This is a genomic window from Acetobacterium wieringae (genome assembly GCF_023700225.1).
In the GTDB taxonomy this organism is placed as follows: domain Bacteria; phylum Bacillota; class Clostridia; order Eubacteriales; family Eubacteriaceae; genus Acetobacterium; species Acetobacterium wieringae.
In genome coordinates, this window is sequence record NZ_CP097897.1 from 2,218,780 (window position 1) to 2,232,261 (window position 13,482).

A 13,482-nucleotide genomic window follows, 5' to 3' on the forward strand; every position below is an offset into this window, starting at 1 on the left:
TTAATCTCCCTTTTCAATCACAAATCATTTTTTCTAATTTTATCATTAGTTGCGTGTTTTGAATATCCTTTTTTTCCTGTGTTTCTATAATTTTCGAAAAAACCAGCCCGTTTTTTAATCGGTATACAATTAATCCTGCTTCTCGAAGTATTTCGCATGCCATTAAAAAATGAAATGGCGACAATTTTGTGCTATTTGGGTTTTGTACAGATACCCCAACTTCTCCCGATTTTTTCAGGACCAGATAAACGCATTTTACGGTCTCCCGCTGCATTCGCATTTCATACGGATCAATTCCATAAGACTGCAACTTAATTTCTATTTTGGGATTCACCGATTGAACGATGAACTTCACCAAAAACATCGCCATGTCAAAATCCCAGATGGGATTTTGGCGGATGTCTTTTAATACCAATTGCAAAGTTTTATTCCCTCGATACTCGTTGACATCCAGGCGACAAATAAACTCCACTCCCCGGAAACCATTTGCGCTTAATTCGGGGCGATTGGTCAAAAACTCGCCAAACCCAAAACCGACTCCGCTAACATCATTACTCAAACTCAGCCGCAAATGATTATTTTCTTTTCCCATGGTTCTCATCGAAATAATATCTGGACGGTTGAGGACAAATTGCACGCCGGGATTTCCCAGACCACACGGTTCAAAATGTGAGCAGTCATTAAAAAGATTCCAGGTGATTTCCGTCTCATCAATAATCGCATCGTAGGGAATTTTTTTGATCAGATGTTTTTTTATTTCTGTAAGGTGTCCGTATTCAATAATTTTCTTGGTCATCTGGGCGAGATTCTCAGCATCGATACTAAAACCGGCTGCTTGATCGTGGCCACCATAACTGGTAAATAACTCACTGCAAGAGTGTAAGGCTTCGAAAATATTAAATCCTTCCACACTGCGACAGGAAGCTTTCCCCTTTCTATCAGCGATACTAACGACAATCACAGGATTATAATACTTTTCCTGAATCCGACTGGCAACAATCCCAATAACACCCGAGTGCCAGTTTTCTCCAATGACGATTATAATATCATTTTTATATAGCTCCTGGGATTCAACCTGAGCAAGTGCTGCATCCAGAATGGTTGATTCAAGATTCTGGCGTTTCCGGTTTTCATCACTTAAAAATTTAGCCAATTCCATCAATCTAGCTGGATCATGTCCAGTGAGTAAGTCAACAATGTGATGTGCCTCTCCTAATCGCCCTGCTGCATTAATCTTGGGACCCAGCACAAAACCAAAATGCCAGGCTTTCACCTGGGCCAACTCACTTACTTCAATCAATGCCCGAATTCCAGGATTTTTGTGATTCGAATTAAGGTAATGTAGTCCCATGGCAACCAGAATTCGATTCTCATTCTGAAGTGGAACCAGGTCTGCTACTGTGGCTAATGCAACGCATTCAATCGCATTCTGCAAATCGAAATCTAATCCGAGCCTCGTACTGATCGCCTGAACAAGTTTAAAAGCCACCCCAGCACCACATAGTTCCTTAAATGGATAATTTTCTCCTGGCACCTTAGGGTTGATAATTCCAAATGCTGCCGGAAGCGTTCCTTGACATTCATGGTGATCGGTTATAATTACATCCAGATTGTACTGATTACAAAAATCAATCTGGTCATTGGCGGAAATCCCATTATCGACAGTAATCAGAAGCCCCACCGCTTCATCAATTAAGTTTTGCAGCGGATCAATATGAAGTCCATAACCGGTGATCAGTCGATTGGGAATAAAGTAGGAAACATTGAATTTATGACTTTTTAAAAAACTGTAAAGGATCGATACTCCAATCGTGCCATCTGCATCATAATCGCCATACAAACATACTTTTTCGTTTGCCGCTTTTGCTTTTGCAATTCGATTTACTACTTTCTCCATCGCGTTAAACAGAAACGGATCATGAAGATCAGCCAGCGAAGGATTAAGATAACGCCGGGTTTCCTCAATTGATGTCATCCCCCGACTAATCAGTATTTCAGCTGTGCGTTTTGTTAATTTGAAATCCTTTATCATTTGATTTATCAAACTTTCATTTTCGGACACACTTAAATGACTGTGCTTACTTTTTCTTTGTATCCATTGTGTTTTTACTGACATATTCACCTCAAGATTGAATTGTATGATTTACTGTAGTCCGTACTAAAGATCAGACACCTAAAACGAAAGCGTCAGGGAGCTACCTCCTTGACGCTAAACGCTTTGTTATTTGTTTTATTTCATATGTTCGTTGTTAACTTTTAACCGCCGCACTTTTACTGGCCTGAAATTCTTTAATTTTGCACCAGAGGGCACTGGCGATAAAGATAGATGAATAGGTTCCACTGACAATCCCAACCATTAACGGCAGAGCAAAATCCTGAACTGCTGGCACCCCAAAGGCGTATAAAGCTCCGATTGCCAACAAGGTGGTAAAAGAAGTATTGATACTGCGTCGCAAGGTTTGGGTGACACTGGCATCGACTAAATTGGCATAATCGTATTTCCCAAATTTAGGACGATTTTCACGAATGCGGTCAAAAACAACGATGGTATCATTGATGGAATATCCCAATATCGTCAGCATTGCCGCAATCAGTGGTGAATTCACTTGAATCTGGAAGATCGAATAGACCCCTAAAACAATGATCAGATCGTGCACTAAGGCGATGACTGCGGCTAAGCCAAACATAAACTCAAAGCGGAATGTAATGTACACCAACATCAGTAATACTGCGACAACTGCCGCAATCATGGCACTGTTAGCCATTTCTGCACCAATTGAGGGACTGACCGTGTCAATCGACAACAAATCCGTATCTTCTAAATTATATTTTTCCTGAAATTTTGAAAATAGCGTCTGTCGTTCCTCAGTGGATAAGTCTTTTTTGGTAGAAATAATCACCTGCGTCTTCGCTTCCCCGGCATAGGTCACATCAGCACTGGAATCATACTCTTCAATCAACGCTTTGGCATCACTGGTTTCAAAAGGTGTGTTTAACTCAATGGTAACAATGGTTCCACCAATAAAGTCAATACCAAAATTGAGTCCATTGATAAACAACGAACCAACACTGATAGCAATTAAAATCAACGAGACGGCAAACCATATTTTGCTTTTTTCGGCTACTTGAATGTTCTTTTTCATTATGGTCTCCTCTCTATATTCCGTAGAACGAATTGCTTTTAAACAATTCAGTTTTTACCAGTAAAATGACCAGCTGTTTAGTAATGACAACTGCTGTAAACATACTCACAAGAATACCTAAAATCAATGTCACGGCAAATCCCTGTACGCTTCCACTCCCTAAAAAGAAGAGCACAAAACCAGCAATCAACGTAGTCACATTGGAATCAAGGATTGTCGAAAACGCTCTTGAAAAACCATTGTCGATTGCTGTAAGCAATGATTTTCCCAGCCGAGCTTCTTCTTTAATACGCTCAAAAATAATTACATTGGCATCCACCGCCATCCCAATGGTGAGAATCAGTCCGGCAATACCTGGCAGTGTCAGCGTAACGTTAAGGGCTGTTAAGATAATCATAAAAATAATGATAAAGATAATCAGCGCCAAATCAGCAATAATTCCCAGTCCACGGTAGAAAATCAGCATAAAAACGAGCACCAGCGCAATCCCAATCATACCGGCATAGATACTTTTATCCAGGGAATTCTGACCAAGTGTCGGGCCAACCGTTCGCACTTCAATTGGCACCAATTTGACAGGCAGTGCCCCGCCGCGAATAAGGGAAGCAAGATTGCCAGCTTCTTCGATGTCGCCAATTCCTTCAATGACGGCCTCACCGTTAGTGATTGCGACGTTGACAGTAGGTGATGAAATAATTTCGTCATCGAGTTTAATCTGAATTGCCTGACCAATATATTTTTGGGTTGCGTCAGCAAAAAGCTTGGTGCCTTCTTCGCTGAATTTTAAGGTCACAACCGCTTTTTCCAATCCGGAGCTGTCTGTCTGCATAACCCCTTTGGAATCCACGACGTCTTTACCCGTCAAAATAACGGTTCCGTCAGGCCCCACAAATTCCAGCTGCGCTGTTTTACCAATCAGATCCAGGGCTTCTTCCTGATCGCTTACCGAGGGAATGGAAACCCGAATGCGGTTATCGCCCTGTTTGGTAATTGTCGGTTCCGAAACGCCTAATGTATCAATTCGCTGCCGGATGGTCAGCATGGCTGATTCAATTTTTTCTGCAGTAACCGCCTCATCATCCGTTGCCTGGGCTTCCAGCACGACATTGACCCCACCGGTTAAATCCAATCCGTAGTTGATGTTTTGACTGACATTACCAATGTCATAAACACCTACTGATACCCCATTAAAGAGTACATATCCTACCAATCCAATAAACAGCGCAATCAGGATCAATAGCATTCCGCTTTTCGCCTGACTATTCGTTTTTTGTTTACTCATGTACTTTCCTCCTTGTTGAATTTATTTATAAATGCATAATTGACGCCGCTGACTTGATGCGGTTTAAAACCTCATCTTTACCCAGAACATCCATAATTAATGTAAGATCCGGACCATGCATTTCACCGGTAATCATGATCCGACTTGGCATAAAGAGCATTTTTCCCTTGATTTTTTCTTCTTTTTGAATTTCTTTTAGAATGGCTTTTCCCCGGGCTGCATCTAAAACGTCCGTCGCTTCGATTTTTCTTATCAGTGCCTCGTAAAGCCGTTTAGACGACTCTTCGCGCAATAATGTCAATGCTTCCTCATCTTCAATGACATAATCATTTTTAAAGATCATGTCCAATTGCTGGGGCGCCTGAGCAAAATACTCAATACGATCTCTTAAAATCTCGGCAATTTTAGATAACCAGTCCTGTTTTTGGGGGACTTCTTCCTGTTTAATCAACCCGGCAGCAACCAAAAATGGTGTCAAATGATCTACCAATTCTTCCAATGGCAATTCTTTGATGTAATGGGCATTCATCCAGTTGAGCTTAGCCCGATCAAAAACTGCTCCCGATTTGTTAATTCGAGATAGGTCAAATGCCTGGATCAATTCTTCCATTGAAAATATCTCCTGCTCATTCTCCGGGCTCCAGCCCAGAAGTGCCAGAAAATTCACAAGCGCCTGCGGTAAATAACCTTTTGCCAAAAAATCACCGACTGAAACATCGCCCTGACGTTTACTGAGCTTTTTACGGTCATCATTCAGGATATTAGGTAAATGGACAAACTTCGGCGCTTCCCATCCCAGACATTCATACAGATAGACGTGTTTAGGCGTGGATGGTAGCCATTCTTCCCCGCGAATGACATGAGTAATTGCCATCAGATGATCATCGACAACGACCGCCATGTGATAAGTTGGAAAGCCATCCGCTTTTAATAAAACCTGATCATCCAAATCATTGGTATTCATCTCGATGACACCCCGCACCAGATCATCAAAAACAATCACATGATTTTCCGGTAATTTCAATCGGATGGTATATGGCAGCCCGGCCTCAAGATTTGCAGCGATCTCAGCCTGCGACAATTCTCGACACTTTCCGTCATATTTAGGCGTTTCGCCTTTTTCCTTCTGACTAGATCTAACCGCTTCCAGTCGTTCTTTGGTGCAGAAACAATAATAGGCCTGCCCCTGTTTAAGTAACAACTCGATGTATTTTTTATAAATGTCGAGACGTTGGGATTGAATATAGGGGCCATGCTGGCCTTTTTCAATCACACGATCATTTTCTTTTATTAAGCCTTCATCCGGAATCACGCCGGTCATATTCAGTGCATCCAGCAGGTTATCCACTGCCCCCTGTTCAAGCCGGGTTTGATCTGTATCCTCAAGACGGAGCAAAAACATTCCGTCCATTTTCTTAGCATATAAGTAATTATACAGTGCTGTCCGCAAACTTCCAACATGGACATTGCCAGTTGGACTCGGTGCAAAGCGATCTCGTACCATTTTCCCTCCATGTTTAATTAAAATAAATGTAAAAAGTTCTCTAACTTAATTATTATAGCATTTTATTATCGACTAATCATATATTTTTTTATTTTTTTTGATGAGTCGGGCATTTCTGATTAAACTTTTTTTTCCTCGCCAGCCACTGGCAGTTTTCTCAAAACGAATTTTGAATTCCTTTTTTGTCAGGGCCAATATTTCGTCCAGTGGTGGAGACGCAGTTTCTGCGTCAATTAAAAAGGCTTCTTCCTGGGTTTCTTCAAGATCCTGATTATAGGGGCAGACTTTTTGACAGAGATCACAACCATAAAGATACGTTGTTAAACGCACTTCTTCATCAGTGGATAGGAATTTTTTTTGAGTTAGATATGAAATGCATTTTGTTGGCTCCAGACTAAACCCTTCGCCCAGAGCCTGATGGGGACATGCATCAAGACAGCGCCGACAGGTTCCACAACTATTTTCTGGCAGTAGTGGCGGTTCAAAAACAATGACGCTGTCAATCAATATTTGTCCGATAAAGAAAAAAGAACCCAATTGATCATTGATCAGACAGTTGTTTTTGCCATAAAAGCCCAACCCGGCACGGTATGCAGATCCCCGATCAACCAGTGGACTATTGTCAACAAATAGTCGATACTGTATTTGTGCTCCTCCTGTCTGCCGTTGGATGTCATTCATGCGCTCCATTAATTGCGTCATTCGTCGCTTCAGTACCCGATGATAATCTTCACCCCAGGAAACCGATGCGAGCTGAACCCGATATTTCTCATCTGCCACTTCTTCAAATGCCTGATAGTTATTGATACCAATAACTATCCCCGTTTTTGCATCAGGATAGGCTTTTAAATAATTAATTCGATCCTCTGGTTCGCCACCCTCAAAGCCTGTGGAAAACCCTTCTTGATGGCGCCTGATCAGATAAGGCAGACACTCCTTAAGTGGTTCCACCGAAAAAAAACCAATCAGATCAATACCTGCTTGTTCTGCCAGCACTCGAATTATTTTTTCAGTCATTCCAACCTCATAAAATCGCCTCAGAACTGTTTTAACAGAACTGGAAAAGCTTCCTGTTGAAAGAAGGTTAAGCCGTAACAAGATCGAAGCTTGTCTTTAAGCCTAAGTCTTCCAAAAGGAAGCTAAAATTGATTATAATACGTTATGAATACATTCCCATACTTCGTCTTTTCCCAATTTCGTTTCTGCCGAAAATAGGATGAGCTCATCAGATTTCTTCAGATTCAGTGATTTTGCAATACGATTTACTGCCTTTTTTTGATTCGTTTTTGACAGCTTGTCGGCTTTGGTGCCAATTATTACAGGTTTTAAATCATAATAGATCAGCCATTCATACATTAATAAATCATCTTCTGAGGGTTCATGTCGAGAGTCAATAAGTTGAAAAATCAGTACCGCATTTTCACGATTCCGAAGATATTTTTCAATCATCTTCCCCCATTTTTCACGTTCCGTTTTGGACGCTTTTGCATAGCCATAACCAGGCATATCGACAAAATAGAACACGTCATTTATTCGATAAAAATTCATCGTCTGGGTTTTTCCCGGCTGGGAACTGGTTCGTGCTAAGCTTCGCCGTTCGATTAAGGTGTTGACAAACGTTGATTTGCCAACATTCGAACGCCCCAGTAGCACTATTTCCGGCAGATTATCATCAGGATACTGTGCTTCTGCTACAGCACTGATGACAATTTCCGCTTTTGTTACTTTCATTATTTTCTCCATTTTCTGAAAGTTCGGTCTATTTATTGAAGATCTTTAAAAACAATTTTTGTGACCTCACTCATTTTTGAAACAGACTGAATATGTAAAGCCTCCAAAACAACGTTTGGTACATCTTCCAGGTCTTTTTCGTTTTCTTTTGGCAAGATAATTTCTTTAATACCGGCACGATGGGCTGCCGTCAGCTTTTCACGCAATCCGCCAATTGGCAGAACCCGGCCACTGAGGGTTATTTCACCGGTCATTGCCAGATTTTGTGGCACTGGAATATTGGTTAACGATGAAATCAGCGCCGTTGTGACTGCGATCCCAGCTGATGGGCCATCTTTCGGTACAGCACCCTCAGGTACATGGAGATGGATGTCTTTTTTTGAGTAAAAATCAGATTCGATTTCTAACACCTTCGCCTGGGAGCGAATATAACTAATACCCGCTTTGACTGATTCTTTCATCACATCACCAAGCTGTCCGGTGATTTCAATTTTTCCGGTACCATCCACCACGATCACTTCTATTTGCAGGGTATCACCACCAACCGGTGTCCAGGCTAATCCATTGACCAAGCCCACTTCTTTTTTATCACCTACGGTATCAAACGAATAGCGATGCTTTCCTAAGAATTTTTCCAGATTCTTCTGCGTGATGCTGATGCTTTTTTTCTTGTGTTCTACAATTTCTTTTGCAGCGACACGACAAATCTGAGCAATTTTTCGCTCAAGTTCGCGAACGCCTGACTCTCTGGTGTAATACTCAATGGTATTCTTTATTACTGCTTCACTGAATTTACAAGTGGATTTTTTTAATCCGTGAATTTCCAGTTGTTTGGGAATCAGATAGCGTTGGGCGATTTCCACTTTTTCACTTTCGACGTAACCATTCACCTCAATAATTTCCATTCGATCCAGCAACGGTCTTGGAATGGTTGATAACGAATTGGCGGTTGTTAAAAACAACACTTGCGACAGGTCAAACGGTAGTTCGAGATAGTGGTCAGTAAAGGTGTTATTCTGCTCTGGATCCAACACCTCCAGTAATGCAGAGGCGGGATCGCCATTGAAATCTTGTCCCAATTTATCAATTTCATCCAGTAAGAATAGCGGATTTCTGGTTCCACATTTTTTCATATTGTATAAGATTCGTCCTGGAATGGCACCAACGTAAGTTCGACGATGACCTCTTATCTCGGCCTCGTCTCGCATCCCCCCCAATGACATACGGACATACTTACGATTTAAGGCTCGAGCAATGGATTTGGCAATCGACGTTTTTCCGACTCCAGGAGGTCCCACCAGACAAATAATTGGTGATTTGAGACTCTTTGAAAGCTGCAGCACCGATATATATTCAAGAATTCGTTCTTTAACCTTTTTTAATGCATAATGATCTTCATCCAGAATTTTTCGGGCAATTGAAACATCAACCGTTTCTTCGGTTAGCGTATTCCAGGGAAGATCCAGTATCCATTCCACATAAGTTTGAATTAAACCTGCCTCTGATGAGCCTTGAGGAACTTTGTTCAAACGATTCAGTTCTCCCAAAACCTTGTCTTTTACCTCGTCAGGTACTTCCAGTGCCGCCAGTCGTTCCCGATACGTTTCCAACTCATTTTGAACGTCACCTTCACCTAATTCATTTTGGATCACTTTTATCTGCTCCCGCAAATAGTATTCCCGTTGATGCTTATACATTTCACTACGAACTTTTTCGTCGATGTTGTGCTCGATTTTAATCATTTCAACTTCTTCAACCAAAATCTCGTAGGTAAGTACCAAACGCTTATTCACATCGGTTTCTTGAATCAGCCGTTGACTGTCTTCCAGATCCAGGAACAAATTGGCACCGATAATGTCAATAAGCTGATCCGGATCATCTAATGAATCCATGGCCAGAATAAGATCCGTCGCCACCTTTCTGGTAACATTCATATAATTGGCAAACGATTCGCGAATCATACGGATGAGTGTCCGATTCTCTTTTGTATCATAATAAACGGAACGGACCGGTTTGGTTGTAACCAGAAAATAGGGATTTAAACTTTCAAATTCAACGATTTCTCGTCTTTCCTGGACTTCAACCAGAACCCGAACAAGATTGTCCGGCATCTTTAATAATTGTTTAACTTTTACTCTGCAACCAATATTATAAAAGTCATCTGGATTAATATCCTCTTTAATAACCTCTTTTTGTGTGACCAAAAAAGCCATTTGGTCTCGCTCCATCGCAGCTTCCAATGCTTTAACAGATTTCTCGCGACCCACATCAAAATGAACCACCATACCAGGAAAAACACTCATCCCACGAAGCGGTATCAATGGTAAGGTTTCTTTTTCCTGAACAAATAATTCCGGTTCAGTCATTCCCAAATGGTCAGTCTTTTCTTCTGGAATTTCCTTTTTTTCAATACTCAAATTAATCAACTCCTTACCTCTATTATTATGAAAAGCACCTTTTATGTAATTACCTGTATTGATTTATACCCAAGTTTTTTAAAAAAAGCCGTGCAAAATTTCAAATACACGGTATAAAATACCAAAGAGTAGTTGGTCTTTTGAACGGCTATTTAATAAAATCTACGATACTACATCATTCTTTTTGCTTTTTTCGTTGTTTTTCTGTCCAAGAATCATAATCGGTTCAACTTGTTTTTCAACAACCTCTTTGGTTATGATCACTTTCTCAATATTCTCATTCGAAGGAACTTCAAACATAATATCAAGCATTATATTCTCAATGATTCCTCGGAGACCTCTGGCACCAGTTTTTGTATCCATGGCTTTTTTAGCAATTGCCACGAGTGCATCCTGCTGAAATTCCAATTCGACCCCTTCAATCCGAAACATTTTTATGTATTGTTTCACTAACGCATTTCGTGGCTCCGTCAAAATTTGTATCAGGGCGCTCTCATCTAAGTGTTCTAACGATGCAATCACAGGAATTCGACCAATAAACTCCGGAATCAGACCATACTTCAGCAGATCTTGCGGCTGAACTGAACTCAGATCATCATCCTCAATTTTTTCTTTGGAACTGCGAATGTCTGCACCAAAACCCATTGAACTTTTTTCCATTCGCTGCTCAATTACTTTATCCATGCCGTCAAAAGCACCACCACAAATAAATAATATATTGTTTGTGTTAATTTGAATAAAATCCTGATGCGGATGTTTACGTCCACCCTGTGGCGGGACATTTGCAATTGTACCTTCAAGAATTTTTAATAACGCCTGTTGTACACCTTCACCGCTGACATCTCTGGTGATTGAAGGGTTGTCACCTTTTCTGGCGATTTTATCAATCTCATCGATATAAATAATGCCCTTTTCGGCTTTTGCTACATCAAAATTAGCCGCTTGAAGTAGTTTTAACAGAATATTTTCCACATCTTCGCCGACATAACCGGCCTCCGTTAATGAAGTTGCATCGGCAATCGCAAATGGTACATTTAAAACTCGGGCTAATGTTTGCGCTAAAAGCGTTTTTCCTGACCCCGTTGGACCAATTAATAGAATATTACTTTTTTGCAATTCAACTTCGGCATCATTTTCATCCATCGCAGTAATCCGTTTGTAATGATTGTAAACGGCCACAGCCAGGGCTCGCTTGGCACGGTTTTGAGCGATGACATATTCACTTAATTTGAGTTTGATTTCTTTTGGTTTGGGGACATCATCAAACGCAATATCCTCAGGCATGCTCTCCACATCCATTATTTCTTCACAGAGCTCGATACATTCATTGCAAATATAAACGCCTGGCCCAGCCACCATTCGTTTTACCTGAGATTGGCTTTTACCACAAAAGGAACATCGGGCATTTTCGATGCTATCTTCATTTCTTGCCATTTCTAAGCCTCCTATCTCGACACAATGATCTCATCAATCAATCCGTAGGCCTTCGCTTCGTCAGGATCCATAAAATTATCGCGATCAGTATCTTTAGCAATAGTTTCCAGGGGTTGCCCGGTTCGCTCGCTAAGTATTAAATTTAATTTTTCTCGTGTCTTTATCAAACGTTTTGCATAAATTTCCACATCGGTGCTTTGCCCCTGAGCGCCACCTAGCGGCTGATGAATCATTATTTCACTGTTTGGAAGAGAAAATCGTTTTCCCTTTGCTCCGGCAGCCAATAAAAATGCCCCCATCGATGCAGCAAGTCCTACACAGATAGTAGACACGTCACAACGTATGTAATTCATTGTGTCGTAGATGGCCAAACCTGCTGTCACTGCCCCACCCGGACTATTAATATAAATCTGAATATCTTTTTCCGCATTATCGGATTCTAAAAAAATCAGTTGTCCGACAATCAAAGAAGCCAGGCTTTCATTTATTTCCCCATTTAAAAAAATGATTCTTTCTTTTAATAATCGCGAAAATAGGTCGTATGATCGTTCTCCCCGGCCAGTCTGTTCGACAACCATCGGAACCAGGTTATTGCTAATTAACGATTGTGTTGTTTTACTTGTTAGCATGAATACACTTTCCTGCTTTCTTATTATTACTCTGAAATTTTTGTAGTCGCTGCATCTACCAGCATTTCCACTGTCTTTCGTCTAATAATATTTGCCTTGATATAGTCTAACATTCTTTCCTGAAGACCTTTTTTATATTCTTCAAAATCATGTCCATAGGCATCTGCAAATACTTTAATCTCTTCATCCACTTCTTCTTCAGTTGCTTCCAAAGCTTCCATTTCACCGATTTTTGAAAGAATCAGCTCCGTTTTGATATTTCTTTCTGCATCCTCTTTCAGATTATTTCTGAAATCTTCACGATTAACATTCGTATATTTAAAGTAGTCTTCCAATGAAATACCCTGCTGTTTCATTTGGCTTTCAAAGTTTTGCAGGTTATTGTCAACCTCTTCCTCAATCATTAAATAAGGTACATCAATTTCAGCGTTTTCCACTGCAAAATTAACAGCTGTAATTTCAGCCGCTTTTCTCAGTTCAGCAGTTTTAGCATCTTTTAACCGTGCTGCGACATCAGCTTTCAGTTCATCTAATGTATCAAACTCACTGGTATCTTTCGCAAAATCATCATCTAATTCCGGCAATTCTTTTTCTTTAATCCCCTTAACCGCAACTTTGAACACTACGGCTTGTCCCTTAAGGTTTTCGGCATGGTATTCATCTGGGAAGGTAACGTTGACAGTTGCTTCTTCACCGATCTTAGCACCAATTAATTGTTCTTCAAAGCCAGGAATAAAGGTTCCGCTCCCAATTACTAAATCATAATCAGTATCTTTACCGCCAATAAATGGCTCATCGTTTAAAAAGCCTTCGTAATCAATGGTAACCGTCGCACCATCTTTAACTTCACCAGCTTCTAATGTAACCAGTCGGGCATTCTGGTCCTGCATTTTTGCCAGCTCAGCCACAATCTCCTCATCTGTAATCTCGGCTTCCAGAGAATCTACTTCCGCCCCTTTGTAGTCACCCAATTTAATTTCTGGTTTCACCCCAACCTTAACGATAAAGGTCGCGCCTTCTTCTTCGCTGATTTTTTCGATGTTTTCCAGATCAGGTCGAGTTACTGGTTTGATTTCTGTTTCTTCCAATGCACTGGTATAAGCAGGCGCAAAGGCAAAATCGATGGCGTCTTCCATAAATACATTTTTTCCATAGTAGGATTCGATTACCTGTTTAGGTACTTTTCCTTTTCTGAAGCCTGGAACCGAAAAACGTTTTTTATTTTTATCATAGGACTTTTTAACAGCCTTTGAATATTCCTCCGGACTTATTTCAATTTTTAGGGTTGCAATATTTTTTTCAATACTTTCTACTGTAGCACTCATGTTATCCTCCGTATCTT

The 13,482-nt window shown here is 40.7% G+C and carries 10 protein-coding genes; all 10 read right to left on the reverse strand.

Translation table 11 applies throughout. The features are described 5' to 3' along the window. Positions 1–13: 13 nt before the first annotated feature. Entirely contained in the window at positions 14–2,116 is a 2,103-nt protein-coding gene (gene recJ / locus CHL1_RS10795; protein ID WP_338078218.1) for a single-stranded-DNA-specific exonuclease RecJ, read from the reverse strand. Positions 2,117–2,249: 133 nt separating this feature from the next. Beyond that, positions 2,250–3,143, reverse strand: a complete 894-nt coding sequence (gene secF, locus CHL1_RS10800; protein ID WP_250932848.1) for a protein translocase subunit SecF — start codon at positions 3,141–3,143, stop codon at positions 2,250–2,252. Between the two features lie 13 nt (positions 3,144–3,156). Then, on the reverse strand, positions 3,157–4,425 hold the full coding sequence (gene secD / locus CHL1_RS10805; protein WP_084633610.1) for a protein translocase subunit SecD: 1,269 nt from the start codon (positions 4,423–4,425) through the stop codon (positions 3,157–3,159). A 25-nt stretch (positions 4,426–4,450) separates the two neighbouring features. Beyond that, a complete protein-coding gene (gltX, locus tag CHL1_RS10810) occupies positions 4,451–5,929 on the reverse strand; it encodes a glutamate--tRNA ligase (RefSeq protein WP_250932850.1) in 1,479 nt (492 codons plus the stop codon). Positions 5,930–6,001: 72 nt separating this feature from the next. Further along, positions 6,002–6,946 carry a tRNA epoxyqueuosine(34) reductase QueG gene (gene queG / locus CHL1_RS10815; protein WP_148636425.1) on the reverse strand — a complete coding sequence of 315 codons (945 nt, stop codon included), beginning with the start codon at positions 6,944–6,946 and terminating at the stop codon, positions 6,002–6,004. Positions 6,947–7,078: 132 nt separating this feature from the next. Continuing rightward, positions 7,079–7,660 carry a ribosome biogenesis GTP-binding protein YihA/YsxC gene (gene yihA, locus CHL1_RS10820; protein ID WP_228883375.1) on the reverse strand — a complete coding sequence of 194 codons (582 nt, stop codon included), beginning with the start codon at positions 7,658–7,660 and terminating at the stop codon, positions 7,079–7,081. A gap of 32 nt (positions 7,661–7,692) precedes the next feature. Beyond that, positions 7,693–10,077 carry an endopeptidase La gene (lon, locus tag CHL1_RS10825; RefSeq protein ID WP_084633609.1) on the reverse strand — a complete coding sequence of 795 codons (2,385 nt, stop codon included), beginning with the start codon at positions 10,075–10,077 and terminating at the stop codon, positions 7,693–7,695. A gap of 162 nt (positions 10,078–10,239) precedes the next feature. Further along, entirely contained in the window at positions 10,240–11,511 is a 1,272-nt protein-coding gene (clpX, locus tag CHL1_RS10830) for an ATP-dependent Clp protease ATP-binding subunit ClpX (RefSeq protein ID WP_070371186.1), read from the reverse strand. A gap of 11 nt (positions 11,512–11,522) precedes the next feature. Continuing rightward, positions 11,523–12,140: an ATP-dependent Clp endopeptidase proteolytic subunit ClpP gene (clpP, locus tag CHL1_RS10835; RefSeq protein ID WP_070371185.1), complete on the reverse strand. Its 618-nt coding sequence runs from the start codon at positions 12,138–12,140 to the stop codon at positions 11,523–11,525. 26 nt (positions 12,141–12,166) lie between these two features. Beyond that, on the reverse strand, positions 12,167–13,465 hold the full coding sequence (tig, locus tag CHL1_RS10840) for a trigger factor (protein WP_250932851.1): 1,299 nt from the start codon (positions 13,463–13,465) through the stop codon (positions 12,167–12,169). Positions 13,466–13,482: the final 17 nt, after the last annotated feature.

What these genes read in the sequence shown, in the direction of transcription:
- clpX (WP_070371186.1), bottom strand. Translation starts at nt 11,511, where the DNA reads ATGGCAAGAAATGAAGATAGCATCGAAAATGCCCGATGTTCCTTTTGT.
- tig (WP_250932851.1), bottom strand. Translation starts at nt 13,465, where the DNA reads ATGAGTGCTACAGTAGAAAGTATTGAAAAAAATATTGCAACCCTAAAA.
- secF (WP_250932848.1), bottom strand. Translation starts at nt 3,143, where the DNA reads ATGAAAAAGAACATTCAAGTAGCCGAAAAAAGCAAAATATGGTTTGCC.
- recJ (WP_338078218.1), bottom strand. Translation starts at nt 2,116, where the DNA reads ATGTCAGTAAAAACACAATGGATACAAAGAAAAAGTAAGCACAGTCAT.
- yihA (WP_228883375.1), bottom strand. Translation starts at nt 7,660, where the DNA reads ATGAAAGTAACAAAAGCGGAAATTGTCATCAGTGCTGTAGCAGAAGCA.
- gltX (WP_250932850.1), bottom strand. Translation starts at nt 5,929, where the DNA reads ATGGTACGAGATCGCTTTGCACCGAGTCCAACTGGCAATGTCCATGTT.
- queG (WP_148636425.1), bottom strand. Translation starts at nt 6,946, where the DNA reads ATGACTGAAAAAATAATTCGAGTGCTGGCAGAACAAGCAGGTATTGAT.
- secD (WP_084633610.1), bottom strand. Translation starts at nt 4,425, where the DNA reads ATGAGTAAACAAAAAACGAATAGTCAGGCGAAAAGCGGAATGCTATTG.
- clpP (WP_070371185.1), bottom strand. Translation starts at nt 12,140, where the DNA reads ATGCTAACAAGTAAAACAACACAATCGTTAATTAGCAATAACCTGGTT.